This is a genomic window from Pseudomonas fluorescens, from assembly GCF_902497625.1.
Classification (GTDB): domain Bacteria; phylum Pseudomonadota; class Gammaproteobacteria; order Pseudomonadales; family Pseudomonadaceae; genus Aquipseudomonas; species Aquipseudomonas fluorescens_BQ.
Genome location: NZ_CABVGX010000001.1, coordinates 172,751 through 199,287, shown reverse-complemented (window position 1 = coordinate 199,287; position 26,537 = coordinate 172,751). Strand labels below are relative to the sequence as shown.

The 26,537-nt window shown below is 57.3% G+C and carries 26 protein-coding genes; 11 read left to right on the top strand and 15 right to left on the bottom strand.

Annotated elements, in window-relative coordinates:
- The first annotated feature begins 281 nt into the window (after positions 1-281).
- Together F8N12_RS00970 and F8N12_RS00965 are read left to right on the top strand one after the other, a co-directional pair.
- On the top strand, positions 282-2,048 hold the full coding sequence (locus tag F8N12_RS00970) for a putative bifunctional diguanylate cyclase/phosphodiesterase (protein WP_150578720.1): 1,767 nt from the start codon (positions 282-284) through the stop codon (positions 2,046-2,048).
- Between the two features lie 102 nt (positions 2,049-2,150).
- Entirely contained in the window at positions 2,151-2,306 is a 156-nt protein-coding gene (locus F8N12_RS00965) for a hypothetical protein (RefSeq protein ID WP_150578719.1), read from the top strand.
- A 170-nt stretch (positions 2,307-2,476) separates the two neighbouring features.
- Here F8N12_RS00965 and F8N12_RS00960 read toward each other — a convergent pair whose 3' ends face one another.
- Positions 2,477-4,096, bottom strand: a complete 1,620-nt coding sequence (locus F8N12_RS00960; protein ID WP_150578718.1) for a methyl-accepting chemotaxis protein — start codon at positions 4,094-4,096, stop codon at positions 2,477-2,479.
- A gap of 310 nt (positions 4,097-4,406) precedes the next feature.
- Between F8N12_RS00960 and F8N12_RS00955 the strand changes: the two genes are divergently transcribed.
- On the top strand, positions 4,407-5,189 hold the full coding sequence (locus tag F8N12_RS00955; protein WP_150578717.1) for a nuclease-related domain-containing protein: 783 nt from the start codon (positions 4,407-4,409) through the stop codon (positions 5,187-5,189).
- A 211-nt stretch (positions 5,190-5,400) separates the two neighbouring features.
- Positions 5,401-5,676 carry a hypothetical protein gene (locus tag F8N12_RS00950; RefSeq protein ID WP_150578716.1) on the top strand — a complete coding sequence of 92 codons (276 nt, stop codon included), beginning with the start codon at positions 5,401-5,403 and terminating at the stop codon, positions 5,674-5,676.
- Positions 5,677-5,831: 155 nt separating this feature from the next.
- Here the strand turns inward: F8N12_RS00950 and F8N12_RS00945 are convergent, their stop codons facing one another.
- From F8N12_RS00945 to F8N12_RS00930, 4 genes are all read right to left on the bottom strand, one after another.
- Positions 5,832-7,079, bottom strand: coding sequence for an OprD family porin (locus tag F8N12_RS00945; RefSeq protein WP_150578715.1), 1,248 nt, complete (start codon positions 7,077-7,079; stop codon positions 5,832-5,834).
- Positions 7,080-7,195: 116 nt separating this feature from the next.
- Positions 7,196-7,909 (bottom strand): sulfite exporter TauE/SafE family protein, encoded by a 714-nt coding sequence (locus F8N12_RS00940; protein WP_150578714.1) that lies wholly within the window; start codon positions 7,907-7,909, stop codon positions 7,196-7,198.
- 23 nt (positions 7,910-7,932) lie between these two features.
- The gene (locus F8N12_RS00935; protein WP_224787644.1) at positions 7,933-9,330 is read right to left on the bottom strand and encodes an amidohydrolase family protein; all 1,398 of its coding nucleotides are present in this window, start codon (positions 9,328-9,330) and stop codon (positions 7,933-7,935) included.
- Between the two features lie 9 nt (positions 9,331-9,339).
- Positions 9,340-10,704 (bottom strand): uracil-xanthine permease family protein, encoded by a 1,365-nt coding sequence (locus F8N12_RS00930; protein ID WP_150578713.1) that lies wholly within the window; start codon positions 10,702-10,704, stop codon positions 9,340-9,342.
- Between the two features lie 251 nt (positions 10,705-10,955).
- On the opposite strand from F8N12_RS00930, the gene F8N12_RS00925 reads away from it, so the two are divergent.
- Both F8N12_RS00925 and msrA read left to right on the top strand, forming a co-directional pair.
- Entirely contained in the window at positions 10,956-12,002 is a 1,047-nt protein-coding gene (locus tag F8N12_RS00925; protein ID WP_150578712.1) for a substrate-binding domain-containing protein, read from the top strand.
- Positions 12,003-12,138: 136 nt separating this feature from the next.
- On the top strand, positions 12,139-12,645 hold the full coding sequence (gene msrA, locus F8N12_RS00920; protein WP_150578711.1) for a peptide-methionine (S)-S-oxide reductase MsrA: 507 nt from the start codon (positions 12,139-12,141) through the stop codon (positions 12,643-12,645).
- Between the two features lie 94 nt (positions 12,646-12,739).
- Here the strand turns inward: msrA and F8N12_RS00915 are convergent, their stop codons facing one another.
- On the bottom strand, positions 12,740-13,750 hold the full coding sequence (locus tag F8N12_RS00915) for an NAD(P)-dependent oxidoreductase (RefSeq protein ID WP_150578710.1): 1,011 nt from the start codon (positions 13,748-13,750) through the stop codon (positions 12,740-12,742).
- Positions 13,751-13,937: 187 nt separating this feature from the next.
- Here F8N12_RS00915 and F8N12_RS00910 point away from each other — a divergent pair, with 187 nt between their 5' ends.
- On the top strand, positions 13,938-14,474 hold the full coding sequence (locus tag F8N12_RS00910; protein WP_150578709.1) for a TetR/AcrR family transcriptional regulator: 537 nt from the start codon (positions 13,938-13,940) through the stop codon (positions 14,472-14,474).
- 35 nt (positions 14,475-14,509) lie between these two features.
- On the opposite strand, the gene F8N12_RS00905 is transcribed toward F8N12_RS00910, so the two are convergent.
- Together F8N12_RS00905 and F8N12_RS00900 are read right to left on the bottom strand one after the other, a co-directional pair.
- Positions 14,510-14,968 (bottom strand): metallophosphoesterase family protein, encoded by a 459-nt coding sequence (locus tag F8N12_RS00905; RefSeq protein WP_150578708.1) that lies wholly within the window; start codon positions 14,966-14,968, stop codon positions 14,510-14,512.
- 72 nt (positions 14,969-15,040) lie between these two features.
- The gene (locus tag F8N12_RS00900) at positions 15,041-15,466 is read right to left on the bottom strand and encodes a winged helix-turn-helix transcriptional regulator (RefSeq protein ID WP_150578707.1); all 426 of its coding nucleotides are present in this window, start codon (positions 15,464-15,466) and stop codon (positions 15,041-15,043) included.
- Positions 15,467-15,578: 112 nt separating this feature from the next.
- Here F8N12_RS00900 and F8N12_RS00895 point away from each other — a divergent pair, with 112 nt between their 5' ends.
- Complete coding sequence (locus F8N12_RS00895) at positions 15,579-16,790, top strand: MFS transporter (RefSeq protein ID WP_150578706.1); 1,212 nt, start codon at positions 15,579-15,581, stop codon at positions 16,788-16,790.
- Between the two features lie 40 nt (positions 16,791-16,830).
- Here the strand turns inward: F8N12_RS00895 and F8N12_RS00890 are convergent, their stop codons facing one another.
- From F8N12_RS00890 to F8N12_RS00860, 7 genes are all read right to left on the bottom strand, one after another.
- The gene (locus F8N12_RS00890; RefSeq protein ID WP_150578705.1) at positions 16,831-18,108 is read right to left on the bottom strand and encodes a sensor histidine kinase; all 1,278 of its coding nucleotides are present in this window, start codon (positions 18,106-18,108) and stop codon (positions 16,831-16,833) included.
- A gap of 24 nt (positions 18,109-18,132) precedes the next feature.
- A complete protein-coding gene (locus F8N12_RS00885; protein ID WP_150578796.1) occupies positions 18,133-18,831 on the bottom strand; it encodes a response regulator transcription factor in 699 nt (232 codons plus the stop codon).
- A gap of 101 nt (positions 18,832-18,932) precedes the next feature.
- Positions 18,933-19,745 carry a MipA/OmpV family protein gene (locus tag F8N12_RS00880; RefSeq protein WP_150578704.1) on the bottom strand — a complete coding sequence of 271 codons (813 nt, stop codon included), beginning with the start codon at positions 19,743-19,745 and terminating at the stop codon, positions 18,933-18,935.
- Positions 19,746-19,844: 99 nt separating this feature from the next.
- Positions 19,845-21,008, bottom strand: coding sequence for a fumarylacetoacetate hydrolase family protein (locus tag F8N12_RS00875; protein ID WP_191623083.1), 1,164 nt, complete (start codon positions 21,006-21,008; stop codon positions 19,845-19,847).
- Between the two features lie 124 nt (positions 21,009-21,132).
- Positions 21,133-21,858, bottom strand: a complete 726-nt coding sequence (locus F8N12_RS00870) for an OBAP family protein (protein ID WP_224787653.1) — start codon at positions 21,856-21,858, stop codon at positions 21,133-21,135.
- Positions 21,859-22,050: 192 nt separating this feature from the next.
- Positions 22,051-22,533, bottom strand: coding sequence for a DUF6130 family protein (locus F8N12_RS00865; RefSeq protein ID WP_150578701.1), 483 nt, complete (start codon positions 22,531-22,533; stop codon positions 22,051-22,053).
- A 90-nt stretch (positions 22,534-22,623) separates the two neighbouring features.
- Positions 22,624-23,346 (bottom strand): haloacid dehalogenase type II, encoded by a 723-nt coding sequence (locus F8N12_RS00860; protein ID WP_150578700.1) that lies wholly within the window; start codon positions 23,344-23,346, stop codon positions 22,624-22,626.
- A gap of 241 nt (positions 23,347-23,587) precedes the next feature.
- Here F8N12_RS00860 and F8N12_RS00855 point away from each other — a divergent pair, with 241 nt between their 5' ends.
- Genes F8N12_RS00855 through F8N12_RS00845 form a run of 3 tightly spaced genes read left to right on the top strand, consistent with a single transcriptional unit; the run spans position 23,588 to position 26,532 of the window.
- Positions 23,588-24,178 (top strand): amino acid synthesis family protein, encoded by a 591-nt coding sequence (locus F8N12_RS00855; protein WP_028622903.1) that lies wholly within the window; start codon positions 23,588-23,590, stop codon positions 24,176-24,178.
- A gap of 42 nt (positions 24,179-24,220) precedes the next feature.
- On the top strand, positions 24,221-25,054 hold the full coding sequence (locus tag F8N12_RS00850; RefSeq protein ID WP_150578699.1) for an alpha/beta fold hydrolase: 834 nt from the start codon (positions 24,221-24,223) through the stop codon (positions 25,052-25,054).
- Positions 25,051-26,532, top strand: coding sequence for an aldehyde dehydrogenase (locus F8N12_RS00845; RefSeq protein ID WP_150578698.1), 1,482 nt, complete (start codon positions 25,051-25,053; stop codon positions 26,530-26,532). Before F8N12_RS00850 ends, F8N12_RS00845 begins: the two co-directional genes overlap by 4 nt.
- The last annotated feature ends 5 nt before the right edge of the window (positions 26,533-26,537 follow it).

Below are 26,537 nucleotides of genomic sequence, written 5' to 3'. Positions count from 1 at the left end.
ATGATATTGGAGTTATTAGGTTTTAGCAGCGCAAGTACCGCTTGACAACTTTGACAAAGAATTCTAGCCTGCGCCGACGCCGTCTGTGCCCAGGTCGAGAATTTGCTTCAGGATTACATGAATTTCAGTTCAGTAAGCTCTGAGGGAGGTGCTAATTTTCTTGCTAAAGATTTTGGTGCTAACTTGTCTTACTCAGGATTAGAGTAAAAACCTATATTCCAGGCGGCCAATACGATGCTGTTCCAATAGGGATTCCATTACAACGACACGGTGGTGATATCATGGATGAAGCGTATCGTTTGGCGGTAGATGCATCGGCTATTTTCTCGGAAACTGACCTGGCAGGAAATATCACTTATGTGAATGACCAATTTTGCGCAATTTCTGGTTACACCGCAGAAGAGCTGTCTGGTCAAAATCATCGCATATTAAACTCAGGTCACCACCCTCATGAATTTTTCGTCGAATTATGGGCTGCTATATTGCGACGTAAAGTGTGGAAAGGTGAAATTTGCAACCGAGCTAAAGATGGCACGCTGTACTGGGTAGAGAGCACCATCATTGGCTTGCTAGACCCAGCAACCAATCGTGTTTTGAAGTATGTATCCATCCGGTTCGAAGTCACCGAGAAGCGCCAATTGCTTCAAACTCTGCAATGGCGCGCTGGCCATGATGTTTTGACCAATTTACCCAATAGGTTTTTGTTGACTGAGCGTCTGGATCAGGCGATAGCGAATAGCTATGAGCAGCAAGTAGCAGTCGGTGTACTTGATTTAGACGGATTCAAACAAGTTAATGATTCCTATGGACATGCCATTGGTGATCGGCTACTTATTGAAGTGGCCCGGCGCCTAATGAAAGTTGTACGCGGCGAGGATGTCGTCGCGCGCCTAGGAGGTGATGAATTTGTATTGATCCTCAATATAAGAAACGTTGAGGAGGTAAGAGTCGCAATTCAACGAATCATGGGCGCACTTTCCGCTTCATATTATATTGATAGAATCAGAATCGATATATCCGCCAGCATCGGACTCACGATATACCCTGCGGATGATGAGGATGCCGATACGCTGCTTCGCCATGCAGACCAAGCCATGTATCAGGCAAAGCAAAACGGCCGTAATTGTGTTCGCTATTTTGATGTGTCTTTGGAAAAGGCGGAGCAAATAGTTTTCGATACTGTGGCAAGAATCCGCTTAGCGCTAGAGCTTAATGAACTGTTGCTCTATTACCAGCCCAAGGTCAATCTGCGCAACGGAACTATTGAAGGATTTGAAGCCCTCTTGCGTTGGCAGCATCCGAACGAAGGCATTATTTTGCCAATGTCTTTCTTACCAAGGGTCGAACGCACTGAACTAATCGTTGAAATTGGCGAGTGGGTTATCAGTCAAGCGTTGCATCAGATTACATTATGGGCTAAAGCGGGCCATACTTGGTCTATTAGCATTAACATTGCTGCCTTCCATTTTCAGAAAAGAAATTTTTCCCACAGATTAGAAACACTTCTAGCATGTTACCCCAACGCACCTCCAAGCTCTTTGGATATAGAGATTGTTGAATCCGTGGTCTTGGATGATTTCGAGCAGGTTGCTCAGTGCCTTGCCGAATGCCAAAAGCTCGGTGTGACTTTTTCCCTGGACGATTTCGGCACTGGTTATTCGTCCCTTAGCTATCTCAAGCTTCTGCCAACGCAAACAATTAAGATCGACCAGTCATTCATCCGGAACATGCTCACAGATAAAGATGACCTGGCACTTACTAAAGTTATCATCGGCCTCGCGAAGGCTTTTGGTCGAAAAGTAGTGGCCGAGGGTGTTGAAACTGTCGCGCACAGTGAGAGATTGATGAATCTTGGTTGCGATATCGCTCAAGGATACGGCATCGCCAAACCGATGAGGATAGAACAAGTATGCACTTGGGCGGAACAGTATGTGTCACACCGCACCCTAGCCTACTCACTGGCATTGCCGCGCAAAACGGCCGCTTGGCAGAGCCGTTTTAGCAATTTACCCGCAGGCCTTGCCTGGCAAGTGCACGTCGAAAAGTAATGAACGCTTGGCACCAACCTCGCTCCAACTCTTACCCCGACGCTCACATTCTGCGAATCGCGTCGATGGGTATTTGATTCATCCGCCAATCAAGGAATTCTCATGACTGACCCACGCAACGTCGCCCACGACAAAAAAGTACAGCAAGAGAAAAAGAACCACGGCGAAGAAATCGCGCCGAATGCCGAGCACACGCCGCAGCCTGGTATGAAGCCGGCACTCAAAGACGAACATGACAAGCAAGACGAGCAGGCTTGAGTACGGTTGTAACCTGATCGCCTGATGGCCATTTGGCGGCGCCGACTGAAGTCAGCAGCCGCAGCTTTGCCGCTTGGAACGAATTTATTTTTCCTGAGCAAGTACTGAAACGGGCGCTGAATGCGCCCGTTTTTGGTCCCAAGAAACCGCAGAATCAACCGCTGCAGGCATCAGACCGAGAAGCGGGCCACCAAGGTGTTCAGGCTGGTGGCGAGTTTCGACAGCTCCTGGCTGGCTGCGCTGGTCTGGTTGGCCCCGGCAGAGGTCTGCACGGCCAGGTCGCGTATGTTGACCAGGTTGCGGTCGACTTCACGAGCGACCTGCGCTTGCTCTTCAGAAGCGCTGGCGATCACAAGATTTCGTTCGCTGATCTGATTAATGGCATCGGTGATGCGCTCCAGCGCTCCGCCGGCGTCCTGGGCGATTTCCAGGGTCTGGCGAGCCCGCTGCGTGCTGGCATCCATCGCATTCATGGCACCGCTCGAGCCTTTCTGAATGGTGCCTACCATCTGCTCGATTTCCTGCGTCGAAGTTTGCGTGCGGTGGGCCAACGCACGCACTTCATCGGCCACCACGGCGAAGCCTCTGCCGGCTTCGCCTGCTCGCGCCGCTTCGATTGCGGCGTTTAACGCCAACAGGTTGGTTTGCTCGGCAATGGCGCGAATCACGTCGAGCACCTTGCTGATGTTGGTTACACCGTCGCCGAGGGTTTTAACTTCCTCGGAGGTGCGAGTGACGTCATCCGAAAGCAGGCGGATGGACTCGACGGTTTTGGTTACTTGTTGCTGGCCATGTATGGCGGTCTGAGTCGATTCCTTGGACGCTTCAAAGGTGGCGACGGCGTTGCGCGCCACCTCGTCCACCGCCGCCGTCATTTCGTTGACCGCCGTGGCGGCTTGCTCAATCTCATGGCTCTGCTGGTGCAAACCGCGGGTTGAGTCTTCCGTAACGGCGTTCAACTCCTCGGCGGCAGAGGCCAGCTGGTTCGAGGAGTCGGCAATGTTAAGAATGGTGCTCTTCAGGTTTTGCTGCATGGTCTGCAGGGCGTTGAGCAATTGCGCCGGCTCGTCGACACCCGCCACATCGATCGACTCGGTGAGGTCACCTTTGGCGATGACTTGCGCCACCAGTACCGCCTGGGTCAGCGGTCGCGTGATGCTGCGGGTAAACAGCAAGGCCATGATCCCGGTGAGCAGCGCAGCCACGATGATGAATGCGACGACACCGGTCATGGCTTCCGCGTAGGATTTGTCGGCTTGCTGATCGGAGTCAGCCGCGCCGTCTTGGTTGATCTTGGTGAGTGCAGCCATCTGCACGCCCAACTCATCAGACGCCTTCTTATACTTGCCGCCCAGCAACCCGCGCATCTCATCGGGCTTGTTTGCGGCGGAAAGCTGGATCAGCTCGCGATTGACCACCTTGTACTCGCCGGCCAACTGTTTAAAGCTCTGGTATTGCGCACGCTCCACGTCGTCGTCAACGAGTGTTTCATAAGTGGCCATCGCGTCCGTGAGCTGTCCTTCCAATTCCTCAATGCGAGCCACCGTGCTGCGCACCTTGTCGTCCTCACGGTCTACCAACAGGCGATAGGCGGTGATGCGTAAACGTAGCATCGCCTCGTTAATGGTATTGAGGGCGGAGAGGCTTGGAATGCCTTTATCGGAAAGATCTTCAGCTTGCACACGCACGCTCTTAAGCTGATACATGGCAAACAAACCCAGCAGAATGACCAGCGCCCCAATAATGGCAAAACTGACTACGGCTCTTGGAGCGATTTTAAGCTGGCGCATGGGTGTTTCCAGGAGTGAGGAGCGTAAGCAATATATCGCCCGACTTGCGGTTAGCATGAGGAGCAAAACGTGGCAAATATGTTATTTGTGCTCTAGCGGTCTGCTTTGGACCGCCTGGCGCGCTTTGTGAATGGCCGTAACTGGCCGTTTAAACGCCCTCCCTCTTATTCAAGCTGCGTAGTTGAAAGGCTGCGATACTTGCAGACTCATTCAAGAACTCATGAAAAACAGGTTCCTTCGCCGGTTCTACCGGTTTTTTTGTATGGGAATTCTGGACCCACCGTTACTCCATCACAGCAAGGACCGCAAAGTGAACACCACCCTCCTCCTCCAACCCATGTTCGACATGCTGAAATGGCTTCTCCCGTTGATGCTGATCTCGTCCTTACTTAAAACCCCCCTGTTCAAAGGCTGGTTTGGCGAACATCTGGTGCGTCTGTCCACACATTTCCTGTTGAACCGGCGCACCTATCAACGCCTCCACGATGTCACACTGCATACCCCGGACGGCACGACGCAAATTGATCACGTGTTTGTCTCGCCCTTCGGCATTTTCGTGCTGGAGACGAAGAACATGAGCGGGTGGATTTTCGGCGGTGAAAAACAGAAGCAGTGGACGCAGCACTTTCCCCGCAAGCGCTTCCAGTTTCAGAACCCCATTCACCAAAACTACAAACATGTGAAAGCGCTGCAAGAGGCACCGGGGCTCGGGCCACAGCATGTGCATTCAGTCATTACGTTTGTCGGCGGCAGCAAGTTCAAAACGGCAATGCCGGCGAATGTCACTCAAGGTGGGGGACTGGTGCGGTACATCAAATCTTTCCAGCAAGCGGTTTTCACTGACGTGCAGGTGATGACCATGCTGGAGACGTTGCAGTCAGGTCGATTGGCTCCGACGATGGCGACGCGGCGTGAGCATGTGCAACACCTGAAGCTGCGCAATGATCCCACGGCCACGCGCCTGTGCCCGCGCTGCGGCAATGCGCTGGTGGTGCGCACCTATAAATCCGGCACTAAAACCGGCCAGCAATTCTGGGGCTGCAGCACCTACCCTAAGTGCCGGACGATGCAGCCGATCTGTGCTGATCGATAAATTGCCTATGGGGTGTATCGCGCTCCGGGTTGCCAGGATGAAAACCTCTTTGGGGATACGCAGCGTCAGCGATCATCAGTGCTGACCCCAAGCCCACCCCCACGCGTCAAAATAATTTGAACCGCTTTTGTACGTGCTCGCCTAATGATCAGCTTGTGAAGAATCGCACAGGCATTGTGCCAATACCGGCATATTCCCAGAGGTGGTCAACGTGGCTAAAGACGAGAAGAAAAGCAAAGACGACGCTTCGAAAGCCAGCAAGGACATGAAAGACAAAAAGTCCTCACCGGCAAAAAAATCGGCTGCGGCCTCGGCTCTTTCGAAATCTTCCGACAAGAAAGACAAGAAAAAAGATGCCGAACCAAAGAAATCTGCAAAAAAAGCTGACAGCAAGGCAGAGAAGCCCAAGAAGGCCGAGAAATCCGAGAAACCCGAGAAGGCCAAGAAGTCCGACAAGGCAGACAAGCCTGCCAAAAAGAAAAAATGATAACTGCTGTCCGCTAGGGCTTTACGCCCTAGCTTCCCCAGGCTGTAGTTCTCTCCATCGCCATCAGAGTTTGATAGTCCAGACTGGGTAGAGCGCAGTTCACCGACCATCGCAGACAGGTGATTCGCTACCTCCAATGAAGCGTGAGTGACCTTTCAAAACAGACTGAACGGATAACTGATGATCAGTCGATTGTCGTCGAACTCGTTGCTGCTGTAATCGCGCCGGATACTGGCGTTGCGCAGACGCACGCTGAGATTCTTCAACGAACCACTTTGCACCGTATACGCCAGCTCGGTGTCACGACTCCACTCCTTGCCGTCAGTGACCGTGCCGATATGCAGATTGCTGCCGCTGACATATCGATTCATCAACGCCAGACCGGGGATGCCGAGCGCGATAAAGTTGTAATCGTGGCGCAGTTGCCATGACTGCTCCCTGGCGTTGTCGTAGCTGTTGTTATAGCTGTCATTGGCCAGTGAAATACCGGCAGTGCCATTGACCCGCATCCAAGGGTCATCGCCGGTGAGCCTCTGCAGACCGACGTAGAAGGTGTGACCGCCATATTGGGCCGACAGCAATGCCGAGAACGTGCGGTTATCCAGTTCGCCCGCACGGGCGCTGCCGTCTTCGCGCCCCTGAAAGTAGCCAAGATTGACGCCGAACGTCCAGGCGCCCAGTGGTTGGACATGGATGAGCTGCACATACTGCTGCTGATAGATATCTTTGAGTGTGGCATTCCACACGCCGACCATCGTGCGCTTGTCGTTGAAGCGGTACTCCCCGCCCATGAAATTGAAACGGTCCGACAAGACCGCCGCTTTGCCTTGCATGAACATTTCCCGCCGGCTCGAATCGTTGCGTGGGCTGTTCTGCCGAACCTGGCCACCGTACAAGGTCAGGCCCTCGATTTCCTGCGATGTGACCTGAGCGCCTTCGAACGTCTGCGGCAGCGAACGACCATCGTCGGAGCGCAACACCGGCAGCACCGGCATCCACTCTCCGACCTTGAGTACGGTGTCGCTGATTTTCATTTTCCCGGCCACCGCCAGACGGCCGAAATCGTCGGCGGGACGCCCGTCACGATCGATCGGCAACAGCTGCGTTCCGCCGCTGCCCTTTCCGCCATCCAGCTTGATCGAAAAGAGCCCCAAGGCGTCCACCCCGAGGCCTACCGGCCCCTGTGTAAAACCGGAGCGGGCATCGAGGATGAAGCTCTGCGTCCACTCCTCGGCTTTGTTCTGGGGGGATGCCTCGTTGGCAAAGTTGCGGTTGATGTAGAAGTTTCTCAGGTTCAGGGTCGCGTTTGCATCCTCCAGTAAACCGGCAGCCGGCGACTTGGCCGAGAACGTGGCAACGATGGAAAACGTCAGAGCAATTCGAAGATTGGCGGTCATTTTCATTATTGTTCTACCCAATTTCTGGCTGTAGAAGTCCGCTGCATCCGCCATGGCAAATGCAGGCGTTCAATCGAATGGCTTGCGACAGCAGCTTGGGACGAGCCGCCAAGAGACTCGGGTTATTGCAGCAGCAACAGTGATCCGGAAACGAAAGCGAATATCAGGACAAATCGGCGCAAGCGGGCCTCGTTGATGAAGTGGCGGGCCCAATGACTGGCGAGTACGCCAAGCGCCAACGGCAAACACAGGCTCAGGACGGGCGATATCTGCGAGGCGTGCAGATGGCCACCCAGGGCCAGCACCACCAGGGAAATCACCTCCCCCACCAGAAAACACAGGGCGACCGAGCCTCGCAAAGTGGCCACCGGCGAGTGCTGATACACCAGCGCCAATGGCGGGCCGCCGACACCTGTGGCCGTTTCGGTAATACCTGTGATCAGTCCCGTGGAAATCAGCGCACGGCGTCCCGGTACAAAGGACGGCGCCATCCAGGTCGCCAGGCAAGCGGCAATGGTCGACAGGCCAATCAGGATGTTGAGTTGTGAAAGCGGCAGCCAGAACAATATCCAGACCCCGCCGAACGTGCCGACAAAACGTCCGACAGTAATCCACGAACTGCCTCGGAAATCGATGGCATGACGCTCGCGCCAGGCGATCGCCGCATTTAAAGGCAACATCAGAATCAGCAGACTGACCGGCAGGGACTCTGGCGCCAGCAAGCCCATTACCGGTGCAACGATGAGGGCGAAGCCCATGCCCGTTGTCCCCTGGATAAGCGCACCGCAAGCAACGGCGAGTGCGATGAGGTAAAGCGGGTCGAATGCAAGAGTCATCTTTTACCCAATAACCAAAAGAGTTAAGCCACAGACGGAAGCGGATGGACTTTATGGATGGGCGCCTGGCTGACAATGTCCCGCGCCAGCGCATCCACCTGACGCATCAGTTCGCGGGCGTCCCAATCGGTCGGCCACCCGTGCCACAAACGCACTTTGCCCTGCACAACGACGGCCTGGATTTGATCTCTGTTCGCCAGGCGCACCAGATCCCATGTCAGGTTCCAGGACGGCAGGAGCTCCGGCACCGCGAGGTCCACCAGCAGAAAATCCGCGGCCCTGCCCGGCGAGATCTCGCCGGTGACCTGGCCCAGGCCGAGCACCTGCGCAGCGTTTTTGGTGCCCATGTCCAGCCACAGTTGTCCACCGCCGCAGACCGAATCCCCTACCGGTATGCCGTGGGCAAAACGCTGGGCGGCTTCGGCGCAGTCCAGCAAGCGAAAGCCATCGCCGCGGGTGCCGTCGGTTCCCAAAGCCACGGGGATGCCCAGGCAGTGCATCAGGTGGGCCTGGGCCACGGCGTTACCTTTCCAGGCGCTGGCCACCGGGTTGTAACTGACCGCTGCGCCGCTGTCGCGCAACAGGCAGATCTCGCTGGAGGTAAGCAATGTCGCGTGGGCCAGTAACGCGGCAGGGCCGAGGGCACCCGCCCGGTGCAGGTGTTCAAGGGGTCTGACGCCGTAGAGTTCCAGGGAGCGCTCGACGGCGACCAGGTGTTCATTGACGTGACTCTGGAACACTCGCCCGGCCTCTTCGCATAAGCGGTAAACCGCCTTCAGGGTCGAATCCGTGGCGATTTCAGGAATGGGCACGGCCAACGAAGGCGTGATCAAGGAGTCGTTGTTCCATTGCGCCAGATGCCGTTCAGCCACCGCGAGGATCTGCCGCGCATCCAGTAATTGTTTGCCCTGCAGGTCGTTGCAAGTCTTCGCCAGTACGCAGCGAATGCCGACTTCGTGCACGGCTTTGGCGATGGCATCGACGCCCTCCATCGAGCGCGTGCCGGCATCGCACACCGTAGTGAAACCGCCACGCAGCGATTCAAAAGCCGCCAGTTTGCTGGTCAGGTAAAGCAACTGCGAATCAAGCGAGCCTTCGAGAGGAATCCAGACGCGCCGGAAAATTTCCGAGGGCTCGCCGAACACCAGGCCTTTGCCGAAACTTTGACTGAGATGATGATGGGTATCGATGAAACCCGGCATCAATAACTGTTGTTCGAGACGTCGTACCTGATGACCGGGATAACGTGCCTGCAGCAGTGGCAGCGGTCCGACGTCTGCGAATTTGCCGTCGACGACCAGCACGGCCTGACCGCGCCGCGGGCCCTCCGCCAGCATCAGCCAGTCCGGCGCCAGCAGTTGCTGTGGGCACAGCAGTTGTTCAGGAGAGGACAGCAAGTGAATGGTCGTTGTGCGATCCATGGAGCAACCTTAGTGAGTGTGTGTTGAGTGGCTGAGTTTCGCCTTGGTGTCCGCAGCAATTTCCTGACGACCCACACAATGGAAGAAGAAATTCATGATGGCGGCAGTCACGGCGCCCATGGCGACGCCATTGCCCAGCAGGCCGGCCACGCCGTCGGGAAAATGGCTGTAAACACCAGGCACGAGGATTGGCAGCAAACCGACCGCAAGGGCAACAGACACGACATACATGTTGCCGTGGTGACGCATATCCACTTTGCGCAGCATGTCGATGCCCATCGTGCCGACGATAGCGAAGACAATCAGGCTGGTCCCGCCGACCACCGCTTCCGGTATCCCGCCGATTAAACGCGCCAGAGGCGCCAGCAGCGCAAACAGTAAGAGCAGCACGCCGGAGACAGCGGTGACGTAGCGCGAGCGAACGTGCGTAGCACGGATGACTCCGATGTTTTCGCCGCTGGTGATAATCAGCGAGGTGCCCATGAATCCGCCGAGGATGGACGCCAGTGCGTCACCGCGAATGGTGCGGGTGACGTCTCGGCTGATGTCCAGCGGCTTGTCTACGGCTTCGCTGATCGCCACGGTCTGCCCGGTCGCTTCAACCATGGAAACCAGGCAGAACAGCATTAAGGGAATCGAGGCAAACAGATCGAAGTGAGGAACGCCGAACGGCATGATGGCCGGCAAGCTCAACAGTGGCCACCAACCCAGCTGGGTGCTATCGAAAGCCCCCAGGGCTAGCGCCAGCAGACTGCCGCCGACCAGACCGAGCAAGATAGATAACTGGCCGAGTGTTCCGCGTAGTAATCGTGAACAGAGCACCGTTATGACAATGGTCGAAAATGCCAGTAACAGTTGCTGCGGGGCGGCGAAATCAGGGCTGCCCGGTCGCCCGACAATCAACTCGCCCGACAGCTTGATCAGATTGACCGACACCAGTAAGAGCATTGTGCCGACGACCACCGAGGGGAAGAAACGCAGCAGGCGGCGAAATATCGGCAATACAACGAAGTAGAAAACACCGGTCAGAATCACTGCCCCGGACGCCGTCGCGACACCGTTTTGCTGGGCAATCAGAATGAACAGCATGATTGGCGCTCCACCCGGGAGCATGATGAACGGCAAGCGGGCGCCACAACCGCGCAAGCCTAAAGACTGAATCAGCGTACCCAGCCCGCAGACCAGAAAGGTCGCACTCAGCAACTGCAGTGTCAGCTCGCTGGAGAAGCCCAAGGCAGTGGCCATCAAAAAGACCGAGGTGACAGGCGATACCGCCATGACAAGCACGTGCTGCGCGCCAAAAATCAACAGCTGCCGCCAAGGCAATCGTTCATCAACAGGGGCAGCGGGATTTTTCTTGTTGTTATCCGGCATATCTCACCTCTACGTAAAGCCAGCATTCGCGGCTTATTATTGTTATTAAATATCACGTAGCTTCTGGTCGGGATTGTGTCGTCAACTCCCAGACCAAATCGATTTGCGATGCAGCCCAAATCGATTTGGGTAGAATGTAGTCGGCCGCAAAAAAGGTGTCAACCCATGATCGCTCGCCAACCCCGCTCAGTGGTCGAGAACGCCCAGTACGCGTATAACTCGACGCATTGCAGAATGAGCTACCTCAACCGATGCCAACCAACGACAACACTCGCCTTACCATCGCCGACGTCGCTAGCGCTGCCGGCGTATCACGCACCACCGTTTCCCACGCGCTGAATGACCGCGGGCAGGTCGACCCGGTGACTCGCGCCAGAGTCAAGGAGGTGGCCGCCCTCCTCGGCTATAGCCCCAATCTGCGGGCCCAGCGCCTGCGCACCGGGCGGGCGAATGCCATCGCCTTACTGTCTTCGATGCCGTTCGCCGTCGCCGGTGGATCGTCCCGGCTGGGCTTCTTGATGGAGATTGCGGCGACCGCGACGGAAGCGGCACTGCGCAGAGGCGTGGCACTGGTGCTGGTGCCGCCGCTGGATGAGGCCAAAGCTTTACTGGATACGCTGGATATTGACGGCGCGGTGATCATCGAGCCGGTCGCCAACGACCCGCACATAGCGCGCTTGCGCAAAAGAGGCGTGAAGCTGGTATCGATCGGACGCCAACCGGAAGCCGGTTTCACCCTGCCGTACATCGATATGCACGGCGAAGCGGCAGGCGCCCTGCTGCTCAATCACCTGCACGAGCAGGGAGCTCGCCGGATCGGCCTGGTCATCGGCCTTCAATCGCGACATTCCTATCTCGACATGGAGCAAGCGTATCTCGCCTATTGCACTGCCCATGGCCAGACCCCGGCGATGGTTCGTGCCGACGAGGCGGGCGGCGAAGCGGCCGGAGCCGCAGCGTGTCTGCAATTGCTGAACGAGCATCCAGATCTTGACGGTGTGTGTGTGCCGGTCGATGCCTTCGCGATTGGCGCGGTGCAGGCGCTGACTGCAAGAAACCTGAAGGTGCCGCACGATGTGAAGGTAGTGACGCGTTATGACGGTTTTCGCGCCCGGGAATGTACGCCGCCCCTGACTGCCTTGAACATGCACCTGGAAGAAGTGGCTGCGCTGGCGATCGAGTTGCTGTTCGAACAGATCAATGAATCCGATAACGGTCAGCGCCAGCGCATTGATGCGCCAATGGCCACGCTCGTGGTTCGTGAATCGAGCGAGAATACGCGCGAAAAAAATCGTTGAGTCGAGCTGTCTGTCGGTCACGAACAACAGTGATCGGCTCGAAGCGATCACATGTTCCCGCCAATCGACTTGGAATTCGCTAACCCGCCTCCATAACTATCTCCACACCCAACATTCCTGAGAGGTAGCATCCACCATGACCAATCAAACCGAAACCGCCCTTCTCGCTGGCGGCTGCTTCTGGGGCATGCAGGATCTGCTGCGGCGCTATCCCGGCGTGCTGCAAACGCGGGTAGGTTACACCGGCGACGATTTGCCGAACGCCACCTACCGCAACCATGGCAATCATGCCGAAGCCATCGAAATCGTGTTCGACCCCGCGGTGATCAGCTACCGCCAGATACTTGAATTCTTCTTCCAGATCCACGACCCCAGCACACCCAATCGTCAAGGCAATGACCTCGGTCCCAGTTATCGTTCGGCAATTTATTACCTCAGCGAACAGCAACGCGACATCGCCGAGGACACCGCCGCCGACGTCGACGCATCAGGCCTTTGGCCCGGTAGAGTGGTGACCGAAATCGAGCCGGCGGGCCCCTTCTGGGAAGCCGAGCCGGAGCACCAGGATTATCTGGAGCGTATTCCGAACGGTTACACCTGCCACTTTATTCGTCCGGACTGGAAATTGCCTAAGCGCGCCTGAGCGGCAGATCGCGCGTTTGATAGATCCACTAGCAGACGGGAACGGTTAAATTCCGGGTATCTGTCCTTGACCGATACCCGGTTTCGGCTGGTGTCTACCTGAGCACTGGCAACTCGAGCAACTCACCCCCCTCTTGGCCAAGGCGCTGCAGATACGCGGCGGCATCGAGCAGTTGATAAGGGAAGTACAGGCCAGCCGAAGTGGCCGGATGACCATCCAGCCCGAGCAGTCGCTCAAGCAGCATGGCGACGCTGAGGCCAGTCAGCGCCGCCGCACCTGCCGGGTGAACGACGGCATGACGCGTGTGCAACGGCTCCCCCTGCAGATCCTCGCCAGTGAGTTCGATGAGAATCTCGGTGGACATTGGCCGACCTTCGCGCCGGGAAGAACTCACGCCAACGGCCATATTGAACTGAACATCAGGCGCACCCGTCGCCGCTGCCAGGCCCACGACGTCGATGGACGAGAAGCCGTTGGCCTTCATTTCCGTACCATCGACGGCACGGAAGCTGACGACGGCGTCCGCCCCTTCGCGCCAGACATACACGCCATCGCGCCGAGTCAACGCGGCGGGCAGCATTTTGTTCAAGTGTTCAAAATCCGTGGCAACCGTCGGGCCGCCGCCGTCCTGCTCGTCGACCAGTGCGTTGATAGTGATGTCATGCACCCGGCCAAACGCCTTGGCTATGTTCAGCGTCGACACGGTCGTCCCGCCGACCATCCACTCGTAACCCAGTACGATAGGCGCTGCGTCAGGCGCATGGATGTAGGTGGCGATCTCCGGCGCGATCTCGAACACACCGGAAGAAATGCTCAGATGAGGCACGCCGCGCTGCTGGGCAAAACGCAGCCCGGCGAGGGCATGATCCATGTAAAAAACCACGACCCCGCTGACGGATCGCTCGCCCAAACCGAGGTCATCTGCGCCAGGGTCAATGACCACACCTTGGGCCCCGCCGATTTGCTCTGCGGCTTGCTGAACCTTGGCCAGGTCGCGACCACCGATCAGCAACGGTACGTCGGGATGCGCGGCGCGCAATGCCCGCGCCGCTTGATGACCGATCGCGCCAGAACCGCCCATTAACAGGATAGGATGAAGTGACATTGTGTATTCTCCTCGTTGTCGGGGTTGCAACCTACTCTTGGTAGATACCCTAACACGAGGATCGCCACTCTTACCTACCATTGGTAGGTTTTATTGTTTCAGGGTTGATTAAGTGCAAAAAAACAGCAACAACTCCACCAGGCCAGCAGCCACTCGGCGCCTCGCGAAAGCCGACCGCAGGCGACAATTGCTCGATACAGCCCTACTGATCGTGCGTGAAGAAGGCGCGGACCGACTCACTCTGGGACATCTGGCCATCCGCGCGGGCGTTTCCAAACCGGTGGTTTACGATCATTTCGCTACCCGCTCGGTCTTGCTAATCGACCTTTACAAGTGGATCGATACCGAGCGGGTCGATGCGTTCCGTGACGCCATGGCCAAGACCACGCTGGGTCTGGAACAGACCGCGCTGATCCTGGCCGACGCTTACATCCAGTGCGCGGCAAACCACACCGACGAATTCCACGCGGTGGGCGCAGCCCTGGCAGGCAGCGAAGAGAAGTCGGCGGTTTTTCAGGAGTTACTGGATAACTGCGTGCAGATGTTCGTGGCAGTGCTCAAACCTCAAGCCGCCTCGTCGGTGTCGGCGGCAGAGCTGGAAATACGCTGCATCGGCCTGATCGGCGCGGGCGAAGCACTCGCGGGCGCACTGGTACGGGCCCGCCATGACAAAGACCAGATGATTGCTTCTTTCGCATCACTGATACGGGGTGCATTGCGCTGATGTAGCTGGTTTAACGGGGTTGCCGTGACCTGCGTTCAATCCAGAAGGTGCACCATTCGTGGCTCCAGGGAAGTTGTACTGACTTCAACTATCGCCAACGTCACCGGAAGCTTGAAGCGCCGTCGCCCGGCGCTGCCAGGATTGAGATAAAGCCGCTCGCCGCGCCATTCGATGCACGGCTTGTGGGAGTGTCCGGTAATGACGAGCTTTGTTGCCACATCAAGCTCGGCGGGCACATCGGCGATGTCATGCACCAGAAATGCCTGCCAGCCGTTAATCTCGAAACAGGTCACATCTGGCAGACTTTCGGCCCAGTTGCTCTGCTGGTCGTTATTGCCGCGTACAACATGCAAAGGCGCGATGGACGCAAGTTGATCGAGAATCTCCGGGCTCCCAATGTCTCCCGCGTGGACAATCAGCTCACAACCCTCCAGCGCAGCAAGCGCTTGAGGTCGTAGCAGGCCGTGGGTATCGGAAATCACGCCGACTTTCATGTTTTCTCCGTGAGACGTGATTCAGTGCCGCCATTGCGGCTTCTCGACCAGCTCTTGTTCATAACAACACGCTCAACTTTCCTCCAGGTTACTCACGGTGCCGGACAATCCAACGCCCGTTTGCGCATTGGCCAGGTTAGCGTCCAGTTCGTCCAGGGCGTCCTGGTGCTCCGCGCCCCAGTGGTAGAGCATTTCCACCGCCTGAGCGAACGTCTTGCCCAAAGGCGTCAGTTCATATTCCACCTTCGGCGGCACGACACTGTGCACATGGCGCGAGACCAACCCACGGGCCTCCACGTCGCGCAGCGTTTGCACCAGCATTTTTTTGGAAATGCCCGGCAACGCCCTCTGCAATTGCCCGGTACGACAACGCCCGCCTGGCCAATGATCAAGTGCGTGCAGCACCAGGCTGACCCACTTCACGCTGAACAAACCCATCACCCTACGAGGGGCGCAACTCGCGTCAAACACTAACTGATTGCCGACAACTTTAGGCATTTTATGGTTACCAATAGGTATCTATGTCCCTTGATAGTACCTAATTTCCAAAAATGCTCCAGGCCTCTAGTATCCCCCCTCGATCACGCGATTCACTTGAGAGGGACAGTTCATGCCTGCTGCCATTTGGGCACTGGCCATTGCCACCTTCGGCATTGGCACCACCGAGTTCGTCATCGCCGGCCTGTTGCCCGGGATTGCGGCCGAGTTCGACATTTCTTTTTCCGCTGCAGGTTACATGGCGACGAGCTATGCGTTAGGGGTGTTCGTCGGCGCGCCATTACTGATCATTCTGGGCGCCCGCGTGCCGCAGAAAGCCATGCTGGTCTCACTGATGGGGTTCTTCATCGCGGGCAACCTGCTGACGGCGCTTTCGCCGACTTTCGCCTGGGCCTTGACCGGTCGGGTTCTCACCTCGCTGACCCACGGTGCTTTCATCGGGATCGGATCAATCCTGGCGTCGGAACTGGTGGCACCCAACCGCCGTACCAGCGCCATTGCGTTCATGTTCAGCGGCCTGACGCTCGCCAATCTGATCGGCACACCCGCCGGCACCTGGCTGGGACAGATGGTTTCCTGGCGCGCGACGTTTATGGCGATCACCGTGATAGGTGCGGTGGCGATGGTGGCTGTAGCGTTTCTGGTACCCAAGGGTAAAACGCATCAGGTGCCCAGTTTGCGCCGGGAGTTATCGGCTTTCGTCGATGTGCACGTCTTGCTCGCCATGGGCATTACTGTGCTCGGGCCCGCTGCATTTTTCACTTCCATCACCTATATCTCGCCAATGATGACGGAGCTGACGGGGTACTCGAACAATGGCGTTACGGGCATCCTTTTCCTGTTCGGGCTGGGACTGTTCGTGGGCAACCTGCTGGGAGGCAAGCTGGCGGACCGCGCCCTGATGCCTTTGTTGTACGCCACCCTGGCGGGACAGGCACTGGTGCTGTTCGTGTTTTTCTTCGTCGTGGAAAGTCGCTTGGCGTCCGCGGTTTGCGTATTGCTGATGGCCGGCTTCGGCTTCGCCAGCGTGTCGCCCATTCAGCGCCTGGTGATGGACAAGGCCCGGGCAGCCGGGGCACCCAACCTCGCTGCGTCCGTCAACATAGGTCTGTTCAATCTCGGTAACGCGATTGGCGCCTGGCTTGGCGGTTGGGTCATCGCATCAGGGTTTGGTTACGCGGCACCGAATTGGGTTGGAGGCATTCTGTCAACCTGCGCACTGATGCTGGCGATCGCGTCTGGTTGGCTCACGGTTTCTCATGTCGCAAAACATAAAGCTGCAGTGCCCTGCCCTGCGACCGCAGGTTGTCATCCAGGTAGCTGATGCCCTTTCGTTTACGATAACAAGGGCGAGAGTGCGCCACTTAGCCGAAATGCAGTTCTGCCAGAGTCTCACCTTCAACCGTGGAGGAAATCGTCAAGGTCCAGCCAAAACGCTCGCAAATACGTCGAGTGATATACAGGCCCAGGCCCTGTCCGCCGCCCTGCTTGCTCGAATCGCGCAATGCTCGTGTATAGCGTCGGGCGGCCTCGGTCACATCGAAGCCTCCGGTGCTGTTAAGGATACTCAGCGTGTTGACTGCCAGACATACTTTGATAGGCCCTGCGTTGCTGTGCTCAGCCGCATTGCGCAGCAAGTTGCTGACCACAATGCGCACCATGGTTTCGGGACACTCAAGCTCCACAGGCTGAAATTCTCCGATCACAAATGCGGCACCCGTTCCTTGCAACAGATGCTCATGATCGTCGACCAGCGCCGCCGTCAGCGTATCGAGTCGGGTGGTTTCAGCGGGAGCTTTCGCCTCGGGCTCCCTGGACAGGAACAATAACGCCGACATGATTTCCGTCAGATTGCCGATCGTTGACTCGATACGAGCCAGAGGTCGATCTGCCTCGACCGGTAACTCATACAGCTTGATCACGTCGACCGCGCCTGCGATCACGGCGATGGGGGTTCGAAACTCGTGGCTGGCCAGATCCAGCAGGCTGCGTTCTCGTTCAATGAAACGCTCAACCCGGTCGAGGTGACGATTCACAATGACCGCGATGTCATGTAATTCGCTTAAAGCAAAATCGGTTGCGAGGCGCTGGGATGGGTGCGCGGGGTCCAGATCGTCCATCCGTTGGGCCAGTGACTGGATCGGTCGTCTCAACGTGCGGTAGATCCAGACAATCGCACCCAGGATCATCAGACTGCTTAATAACGCCATGAGCACACTCAGCAGTGCGGTCATGTTTTGATAATTCTCCAGATCAGTTATGTCCACCGACATAACAATGCGCCCCTCCCCGATCGGCGTTACGAGTACCGCGTAACTGCGGTCGGTATCGTAGGCGTCCATCTGATGCTCATCATGATATCCAGGGTCAAGCCGCGCGAAGTATTGCGGCATGTCCGCTGGCAGAGCACCTGCGTGCAAATGCCATCCCCGGACAATACCAGTCGAAGAAAGATGTTTTTCCGGGACAGATCGTCCATCAGACAAATACTGGTCCGTACTGGACTGCAGAAGCTCACGCCAGATGGGATGAACAACCATTTGCTGGCTCAAGTTGCCTTGAATGGTCAATACCGCAGCCAACGTAAGGCCGAACAGGATGAAAATCGCACTGATCTTGCGACTTAAGCTAGTGGCTGCCATCGAGTAATCTCGCTGAAGGCGTGCTCATTCGTCGCAGGCTTGCAGACGATAGCCGCTACCCGCCACCGTTTTTATCAACTTGTGTGAGGATGCCCCATCCACGGCCTTACGCAGCATGTACATGTGTGAACGCAGGGCATCGTTGTCCGGAACGTGGTCATCCCAGATAAGCGTTTCGAGTTCATCCCGGCGTACTAAACCCGGGGATCTGCGCATGAGCAAAGCCAGTAAAGATCTTCGGACTGGCGTCATGGCCAGGGTTTTACCAGCCCTCGTCACCCTCAACGTGTTCAGGTCGAATCGCAAGTCAGCCACTTCCATGACCTGCAATTCGGGCTGCGCGCCATTCACGCGTTGAGAGACAACTCTTAATCTTATTTCGAGCTCGGCCAGGGCAACCGGTTTGACAAGGTAGTCATCCGCACCCGTCAGAAACCCCTGAATCTTGTCTTCGACTTGATCTTTGGCGGTAATGACGATCACCGGGGTGCGAGATTTCAACTGACTACGAAGTTTGGCCAGCATGGTAATGCCGTCCATGCGCGGCATCATCCAGTCCAGCACAATGACATCGTAGCGGTTGCTCGCCAGCAGACTAAGGCCTGTCTCACCGTCGGGGGCCGCGTCGGGGTTGTGACCACAGGCCAGGAGGTAATCATAAATATTGGCGGCCAGGGCAGCGTTGTCTTCAATGATAAGAACGCTCAGTGCCTGTTTGACCATAGTGTTCATGCTCACGACTCGACGTACTTGCAGGAAGTCAGAGCCCGCACCGCAGCGCACATCAGAGAGTATCCGATCAGCTGGTTCGGGCTCGTTGCAGATCAAAAGCCTCGCGATATCCCGACAAACGCAGACATCGAGCCGTTTGTGTCCTCGTCTACCAAGGGGCTGTCGGTGATCTTCCCCGGCAAGTGTTCGTACGAAACGTTGGCGATGAATGCCCATCGATCCGCGAAGGGCCGGACAAAATCTACACCCACGCGCTGTACCGTAGCACTGCCGGGGCGGTAATCGACAACGCCTCGGTCGACTTCGCCGGGCAGCGTACCGTAATAATAGTTCGCCAGTTTTTTTGACAGGAAGGAAAGGCCGACGTTAGGCGTGATGCTGCTTTTACCCCACTGCAGGGGGTAGCCATACTTCAGCCCTGCTTCATAGCCATCGCTGGCACTACTGATGTCGCCTTTGATATCGAATTCCAGCTGTCCGAAAGCCCCCGTCCACGTGGCCGCAATGCCCAGGTCGATTGCATCGTCGCGGTCTTCAAGCAAGGAGCGGTCGATGCCACGTTCCGCCAGTTCGCGTCTGCCAAAATCTGAACGGTCGATGCCGTCCATGCGTGCAGACAGTGTCGCATCGATTGCGAAGTCGTCACGCTTGTACAGATGCGCGCCGCCGGCGATGCCACGCCAGAAGAAGCGCTCGCTGTCATAACTGATCAGCGGGAAAGGCGTTAATCGGGTGCCCTCACCGGCGTAAATACCGCTCGACACGGCCATACCAAGCCCCAGGCCCCAGCGCGATTCCTGCGTTTGCCGGCTGGAAACCGAAGGAGCGTCACCGCCGGGAGTCTCGGCTTTAGCGACGCTGGAAGCGGCGCACAGCATGACAGACAGGATCAGAGAAGACTTCATTGCAGCACCATGAATTCATTTGAGTGGAGTTGTGCGCCGTGCGCAGCGCTGACGCTGCACACGGCTGTCGTCGAAATTTCGCTGAGCGTCTTTCAGCGCTTATTTAGCGGGGCTGTCTGCAACCACGTCGGTATTGATCGAGCCAAGATAATTACTCGAGTACCGCACGGTGTTACCCGGTCGCAGATAGATGCCTTTTTTCACTTCACCCGCCAAATAGTCCTCAATGACACTGAGCTGCTGATCCCGATTACTGGCGCCCATGAGTTTGTTGATAACGTCTGGGCCGGGCTCTTTGAACACCACGCCATCACCCGTGCCGGTAAGCACTGCGCTCTCCGTGCCGATTGCCGGTCGATCGACCATGGGGATGCGGCCGCCTTGATAGGACCAGGTACGGGTTGTCGCTTGCTCGAGCGTTTCCTGCACGATGGTGCGAAGGTCTTTGATCATATCGCCCGCATTCGAGTGCTGACGTCGATCGCCATCTACGTAGGTTTCAATGACTACATCGGCGAGAAAGGCTTTCCAGTCTTTAGGCACAACCAGAAACGGGCCAGTGGGAAAACGGTCGCTTCCGCTCTTCGCATCGGGGAAACCGTCCCCGGAAGTGACGTCCTTCAAATTGATATTTCTGACCAGTGTCGCGCGATCACTGAAGTCCCCGCAGATGAAGAAGCCCTTGCGCGCTTCATCGAAGTCCGCGACCGATTTCAACTCGCGGTCGAATCTGGCGCACACTTCAACCTCGTAATCCATCAAGGTGCCCGGGGCGGCAATCAGCTTAGAGCGTGGTCCGCTGGCAGGGGAAATCTTGGGGAACAGAAAAGCTTCGTCCACGCCAACTTCCTTGCCATGCTCTGGATAATTCGTGCCCGCAGCGATATGCGCCACGCCACGTGGGCCGATACCTATCAGCCGTACGAGCGGGTGCGCTTGCGTCTGTGATGGTTGGCCGGCAAGTGTGTCGAGTTGCGCGGTGCTGAAACGTTTGATGACATCGAATGCATCCGCGCTATGCACACCGCTGATTTTGCTCAGGTCGATTGCCGTGACGCTGGTTTCTGACAACGTGATGACCAGGAGAGTGCTGACGAAGTTGCCTCTGCGCACTTGGGCAAAGGTGTGGGCTATCTGCACGGGCGCCAGCATCGGTTTGGCCGCTGCAGCCTGGTTGACAGTCGCAGCGGTGCTTTCGGTGACGGGAATGGCCAGTGCGGATATCAGTGCCAAAGCGGGTACGAGAGTTCGGTTGGAAAACATGCGGGAGGCTCGGAATGGCGGGTGGGTGGCGCCTATTCTGATGACCGCATGTCGTTGGTTTGTCGTCGAACCTCTCCAGAGCCATGTCGCACGCAGCAACCACATCGGGGCAGCTGCGCAACCGTCAATGCAAATGCGAACGGCCCGTGGGATCCTCTATCTGAATGACGTTGCCTTTGTTCCAGGCATCGGCCCCGGGGTCAATCTTTGGCGCTGGAATATCGGCTCGCGCCTTCTTTTTCTCCAGGCTGTTCACGCCAAACCTGCTGTCCCTTTCGCTGACCATCTTCGGGTCGGCCTGGCCATCGGCAGTGAATCCCATCATCAGTTGAGGAACACCCAAAGGCAGCTCTTTATTCAGGTCGGTGTGCCACGTATGCCATGTCTTTCCATAGGTATTAACGAGCTTTTCCATGAGCGCATGCTCGGCAACTTCTGGAATCCCGGGCGCAATTAATTGACCCGACTTCACCTCATGAACATGGCTGTGCCACAGCGCCTTTTCCGCACCGGGCAATCTGGCGAACAGTTGCTCGCTGATGATGTATTCCACTCCCATCAACTTGGCGTCCTTGCGATTGCCGTCGTAGATCACGCACTGGATGACCTCTTCGTTCAAGATCGAACAGTAATGGTGGGCTTCCATCTGCACGTCGCGGTGCCCGTTGTAGAAATGAAATCCATCGAGGTAGGCGTTGAGCGCTTCGATCGGCGGGCGCGATTGAAGCAGCGCTGCGCCCGCCTCCAGCGTTTTGGTGCTGGAAGTCTTCGCCTCGCCCGGTGCATCCACGTTGGACGCCGTATTGTTGCCTGCACAGGCAGTCAGTAACCCGACGACAGCGAACGTCATTACTGCTTTGGACGCGGTCAGATATTCAGATTTGAAATTGATCTCTTTCATTGCCCGACTTCCTTCCGTTGGTGATGCTGTCACCGTTGGACAGTAGACGTGACGATGAGATCAAAAAAATCTCGCTGCAGGCTCAGCTACACAAGTGGCGCAGACTCGGCTTGTAGAAGAGGGAAAAGATGGCGCTTGTCGCTACGGTTTTACTTCATGACCCTCACCAACATGCGCGGCATCCATCGGTTTTGTCTCTGGCACGACAAAACCCACCACCGTACTGGTCAATATCTTGTGAGTCGGGTCAGCCACCTCCAGCAACACCTTGTGAGGGCCCGGCGTCAGCCCGACCAGAATGATCGGGTCTTCACTGGTGTGCGCCCATGTCCCCTTCCAGTCATCGACGGTCACATGCAGGTGGCCGAGACGCGGTGATACCTCCTGCGCCTCTTTGCCAAACACCGGAATGATCCTGGCGTGTTCTGCCCGATATTGAATAATGACAACACCGCGCGCGAGCGGCGCGGCCAGCGGTGGGTAGGCGATAAGTCGGGGCGCTGTTTCGGATTCCAGTGGGAGAATGGGCGGCGGGCTGTTATCTGCGATCCCCTGCCCGGACGCTGCCATAAACAGAACGAAGCCCAAAGCTGAAGCTGATGGATTTCCGAGAGCAAGGCGCATGGAATTTTCCTCCCGAGTTATCCTGTTAAGGCTAGATCAAACCGGGCAGTTGTCTACGCCTGTCAATGGGTTGTGGCCTCTCGAAACGACCTAGCAACCGAGGGCATCTGCCGCTTCCGTGAGGGAGTCGACGACCACATCCCAATCCTGTTCAGCCTTCAGGTCAGATGTCTGGCCTGGCCCATGTTCAGTCGGGCGCCGAACAAACACCGTTTTGAGCCCAGTAGCACGTGCGGCGGCCAGATCGGAGTTGTGCGCAGCCACCATCGCGACCTGTTCCGGGGCCAGACCCACGGCCTTTGCCGACTTCAAGTACGTTTGCGGCTGAGGTTTGTACGTACCGGCAATTTCCGCGCCCAGGATTACGTCCCAGGGCAAACCGCCGAACTTTGCGAGATTGAGCATCCCGGCTATGTGCCCATTCGACAGAGCACCGATCGAGAATTTGCCCTTCAATCGAGTGAGTCCAGTGACAGAGTCAGGCCAGGGATCAAGCTTCTCCCAAGCCTTGTTCAGTTCCGCGAGCTCAGCATCCGTGATGCGGCCAAAATCAACGTCTTGCCTGGAGAGCACAGCTTCCAGATTCTCCCGGTTCAGAACGTCGAGCGTGACGAATGGGCGCTCACCCGACCGCACACGCTGCATGGAGGGTTGATAGCGCGCGCGCCATTGGTCGGCGAAGTCGAACGGGTCCACATTCAGGGCATGACGTTGGAGAAACGGAGCAGCGGCTCGGGCGACGCCGGTTCGCCAATCGACGACGGTACCGAACACGTCAAAACCGAGAAAACTCACCTCTTGCAGTTTGGTCATGCGGTGGCCCTCGAAAAGTCCTGTGATTTTCAATCAATGCACTCGAAAAAACCCTCGTCCATCGAGCATGCAGTACATCGAAGCCGTAGTAAGGCATATCCACGGTCATTTTGTACTGACCTCAGGGCTTGTATCTCATTTCATCGGCGGCCGATTAGAAACCCGCTTAAGGGGCTTGTGCTTCACGTATTATGGTATACCATCATACGCACAGACACATTTCACCTATAGGGAGCAGCTCATGAGTTTCGAAATTCGCAAGATCGTCAGCTATGTCGAAGAAACCTTCATCGAAGGCGGCAAGGCCACTGATAAGCCAGTGACCATGGTCGGCCTGGCCGTTGTCATGAAAAACCCTTGGGTAGGCAACGGCTTCGTCGAAGACTTGAAACCGCAGATCAGGGCCAACTGTTCCGATCTCGGCGCGATGATGGTCGAGCGTCTGGTGAGCATCATTGGCGGCGCGGAAAAAATCGAGGCGTATGGCAAAGCTGCCGTCGTGGGCGCAGACGGCGAGATTGAACACGCCTCCGCCGTCATCCACACCTTGCGTTTCGGCAATCACTACCGTGAAGCGGTCAAGGCCAAGAGCTACCTGAGCTTCACCAACAAGCGCGGCGGGCCGGGCAGCTCGATTCAGATTCCGATGATGCACAAGGACGATGAAGGTCTGCGTTCGCACTACATCACCCTGGAAATGAAGATCGAAGATGCGCCCCGCGCCGATGAAATCGTCGTGGTATTGGGTTGCGCCGATGGCGGCCGCCTGCATCCACGCATCGGTAATCGTTACATCGATCTGGAAGAACTGGCGGCTGAAAAAGCCCAGTAATTCCGCTGAGTACTACAACAAAAAGGCATGCAGGAGCGCTCCATGATTCGGCTCACCGCTGAACGCACCCCGGCTGGCACCAGTTACCTGGCGACCGGCCAAGGCCAGCCCGTGGTCTTGATCCACGGCGTGGGCCTGAACAAAGAAATGTGGGGCGGCCAAATCGTTGGCCTGGCCACCAAATACCGCGTGATTGCCTACGACATGCTCGGCCACGGCGCCAGCCCGCGCCCGCAAAGCGGTACACCACTGCTGGGCTATGCCGACCAGTTGCTGGAGTTGCTCGACCACCTGCAATTACCTCAAGCAACGGTGATCGGCTTCTCCATGGGCGGCCTGGTCGCCCGGGCATTTGCTTTGCATTACCCGCAACGCCTGCAAGGCCTGGTGGTACTCAACAGCGTATTCAATCGCAGTCCCGAACAGCGGGCAGGGGTCATTGCCCGCACCGCTCAAGCGGCCGAACATGGCCCGGATGCGAATGCGGAAGCGGCACTCTCTCGCTGGTTCAGCCACGAGTATCAGGCCGCCAACCCGGCACAGATTGCCGCGTTGCGCCAGACGCTGGCGGACAACGACCCGCAAGGCTATTTGACCACTTACGAACTGTTCGCCACACAAGACATGTACCGCGCCGAGGACCTGGGCAGCATTCAAGCCCCGACCCTCGTCGCCACGGGCGAGCTGGACCCGGGCTCGACGCCGCAAATGGCCAGACAACTGGCCGCGCAAATTCCCGGAGCCACCGTTGCCGTGCTCGCCGAGCAACGGCATATGATGCCCGTAGAATCGCCGCGCCTGGTCAACCAGCTGCTGCTGGAGTTTCTCGACACTGCGCACTCCCGACCCAACCAGATCAAGGGGATCGTTGCATGACGCTCGCACGCTTCCAGATGTGCATTGGCGGTGAATGGGTTGACGCCCTCTCCGGCAAGACTTTCGACAGCCTCAACCCGGCGCTGGCTCAACCGTGGGCGCAACTGCCGGATGCCGACGAAGCCGATGTCGAGCGCGCCGTACAGGCTGCACAGACGGCTTTCGACAGCCCGGCCTGGCGCGGTCTGACGGCCACCGCACGCGGCAAGTTGCTGCGCCGCCTCGGCGACCTGATTGCCGAAAACAAAGAGCAGCTGGCGCAGCTGGAAAGCCGCGACAACGGCAAGCTCATTCGCGAAACCCGTGGCCAGGTCAGCTATCTGCCGGAATTCTTTCACTACACGGCAGGGCTCGCTGACAAGCTCGAAGGCGGCACTCTGCCGCTGGACAAGCCGGATCTGTTCGCCTACACCGTGCACGAGGCCATGGGCGTGGTCGCCGCGATTATTCCCTGGAACAGTCCGCTGTACCTGACCGCGATCAAGCTGGCCCCGGCCCTGGCTGCTGGCAACACCATCGTGATCAAACCTTCGGAGCATGCTTCGGCGACTATTCTTGAGCTGGCACGGCTGGCGCTCGAAGCCGGCATTCCGCCCGGCGTGGTCAACGTCGTCACGGGTTACGGGCCGAGCACCGGTGCCGCCCTCACCCGCCACCCGCTGGTCCGCAAGATCGCTTTCACCGGCGGCGCGGCGACCGCACGGCATGTCGTGCGCAGCAGCGCCGAAAACTTCGCCAAGCTGTCGCTGGAGCTGGGCGGCAAGTCACCGAATATTATTTTCGCTGACGCCGACCTCGACAGTGCAATCAACGGTGCGATTGCGGGCATTTATGCCGCTTCCGGCCAGAGTTGCGTGTCCGGCTCGCGCCTGCTGGTTCAGGACGAAATCTATGATGAGTTTGTCGAACGGCTGATCGAAAGGGCCAAACGCATTCGCATTGGTAACCCGCAGGAAGACAGCAGCGAAATGGGCCCCATGGCCACCGCTCAACAATTGGCAGTCGTCGAAGGTCTGGTCGCCGATGCCATCGCTGAAGGGGCGCGCCTGCGCCTGGGCGGCAAACGCCCGCAAGGCTTGGGCGAAGGCTGGTTTTACGAACCGACGCTGTTTGAGTGCGACCGAAATTCGATGAAAATCATGCAGGAAGAAGTCTTCGGGCCGGTCGCCTCGGTTATCCGTTTCAAGGATGAAGCCGAAGCGCTGGCGATCGCCAATGACTCGCAATTCGGCCTCGCTGCCGGCATCTGGACCCGCGACTTGGGGCGTGCACATCGCCTCGCCCGGGACGTTCGTTCGGGAATCATCTGGGTTAACACCTACCGCGCGGTCTCGGCCATGGCGCCGATCGGCGGGTTCAAGAACAGCGGCTATGGACGCGAGAGCGGCATCGATTCGGTGCTGGCCTACACCGAGTTGAAAACGGTGTGGATCAATCTGTCCCAGGCGCCTATGCCTGATCCGTTTGTGATGCGTTAGGAGAA

Excerpts from the sequence above, each read along its gene's own strand:
- F8N12_RS00970 (WP_150578720.1), top strand. The coding sequence starts at position 282 with ATGGATGAAGCGTATCGTTTGGCGGTAGATGCATCGGCTATTTTCTCG.
- F8N12_RS00965 (WP_150578719.1), top strand. The coding sequence starts at position 2,151 with ATGACTGACCCACGCAACGTCGCCCACGACAAAAAAGTACAGCAAGAG.
- F8N12_RS00960 (WP_150578718.1), bottom strand. The coding sequence starts at position 4,096 with ATGCGCCAGCTTAAAATCGCTCCAAGAGCCGTAGTCAGTTTTGCCATT.
- F8N12_RS00945 (WP_150578715.1), bottom strand. The coding sequence starts at position 7,079 with ATGAAAATGACCGCCAATCTTCGAATTGCTCTGACGTTTTCCATCGTT.
- F8N12_RS00940 (WP_150578714.1), bottom strand. The coding sequence starts at position 7,909 with ATGACTCTTGCATTCGACCCGCTTTACCTCATCGCACTCGCCGTTGCT.
- F8N12_RS00935 (WP_224787644.1), bottom strand. The coding sequence starts at position 9,330 with ATGGATCGCACAACGACCATTCACTTGCTGTCCTCTCCTGAACAACTG.
- F8N12_RS00930 (WP_150578713.1), bottom strand. The coding sequence starts at position 10,704 with ATGCCGGATAACAACAAGAAAAATCCCGCTGCCCCTGTTGATGAACGA.
- F8N12_RS00925 (WP_150578712.1), top strand. The coding sequence starts at position 10,956 with ATGCCAACCAACGACAACACTCGCCTTACCATCGCCGACGTCGCTAGC.
- msrA (WP_150578711.1), top strand. The coding sequence starts at position 12,139 with ATGACCAATCAAACCGAAACCGCCCTTCTCGCTGGCGGCTGCTTCTGG.
- F8N12_RS00915 (WP_150578710.1), bottom strand. The coding sequence starts at position 13,750 with ATGTCACTTCATCCTATCCTGTTAATGGGCGGTTCTGGCGCGATCGGT.
- F8N12_RS00905 (WP_150578708.1), bottom strand. The coding sequence starts at position 14,968 with ATGAAAGTCGGCGTGATTTCCGATACCCACGGCCTGCTACGACCTCAA.
- F8N12_RS00900 (WP_150578707.1), bottom strand. The coding sequence starts at position 15,466 with ATGCCTAAAGTTGTCGGCAATCAGTTAGTGTTTGACGCGAGTTGCGCC.
- F8N12_RS00895 (WP_150578706.1), top strand. The coding sequence starts at position 15,579 with ATGCCTGCTGCCATTTGGGCACTGGCCATTGCCACCTTCGGCATTGGC.
- F8N12_RS00890 (WP_150578705.1), bottom strand. The coding sequence starts at position 18,108 with ATGGCAGCCACTAGCTTAAGTCGCAAGATCAGTGCGATTTTCATCCTG.
- F8N12_RS00885 (WP_150578796.1), bottom strand. The coding sequence starts at position 18,831 with ATGGTCAAACAGGCACTGAGCGTTCTTATCATTGAAGACAACGCTGCC.
- F8N12_RS00880 (WP_150578704.1), bottom strand. The coding sequence starts at position 19,745 with ATGAAGTCTTCTCTGATCCTGTCTGTCATGCTGTGCGCCGCTTCCAGC.
- F8N12_RS00875 (WP_191623083.1), bottom strand. The coding sequence starts at position 21,008 with ATGTTTTCCAACCGAACTCTCGTACCCGCTTTGGCACTGATATCCGCA.
- F8N12_RS00870 (WP_224787653.1), bottom strand. The coding sequence starts at position 21,858 with ATGACGTTCGCTGTCGTCGGGTTACTGACTGCCTGTGCAGGCAACAAT.
- F8N12_RS00865 (WP_150578701.1), bottom strand. The coding sequence starts at position 22,533 with ATGCGCCTTGCTCTCGGAAATCCATCAGCTTCAGCTTTGGGCTTCGTT.
- F8N12_RS00860 (WP_150578700.1), bottom strand. The coding sequence starts at position 23,346 with ATGACCAAACTGCAAGAGGTGAGTTTTCTCGGTTTTGACGTGTTCGGT.
- F8N12_RS00855 (WP_028622903.1), top strand. The coding sequence starts at position 23,588 with ATGAGTTTCGAAATTCGCAAGATCGTCAGCTATGTCGAAGAAACCTTC.
- F8N12_RS00850 (WP_150578699.1), top strand. The coding sequence starts at position 24,221 with ATGATTCGGCTCACCGCTGAACGCACCCCGGCTGGCACCAGTTACCTG.
- F8N12_RS00845 (WP_150578698.1), top strand. The coding sequence starts at position 25,051 with ATGACGCTCGCACGCTTCCAGATGTGCATTGGCGGTGAATGGGTTGAC.